At 65.0% G+C, this 243-nt stretch carries 1 protein-coding gene; it reads left to right on the top strand.

Annotation, left to right across the window (positions count from 1 at the left end):
• On the top strand, positions 1–243 hold a 243-nt coding region (locus SB756_RS34225), incomplete at both ends, for a methyltransferase (protein ID WP_410913775.1).

Here is a 243-nt window from a genome sequence, read left to right as displayed (position 1 = left end):
CCCCATGCACAGGTCAGCGCGCTGGACATCAACCCGCTGGCGTTGCGCTATACCGCCATCAACGCGGCCTTGGCGGGCATCAGCAATGTGTCCGTGGAGCCGAGTGATTTGCTTTACGGCGTTACCGGCACCTTCGACCTGATCGTGGCCAATCCGCCCTACATGCTCGACCTCAACGCGCGCACCTACCGCCACGGTGGCGGGGCGCTGGGCGCCGAGCTGTCACTGCGCATCGTCGAACAG

Source organism: Pseudomonas sp. SIMBA_068 (genome assembly GCF_046534705.1).
Classification (GTDB): domain Bacteria; phylum Pseudomonadota; class Gammaproteobacteria; order Pseudomonadales; family Pseudomonadaceae; genus Aquipseudomonas; species Aquipseudomonas putida.
Note: the sequence above shows the minus strand (reverse complement) of the source record. Positions and strands in the feature narration are given on the sequence as shown.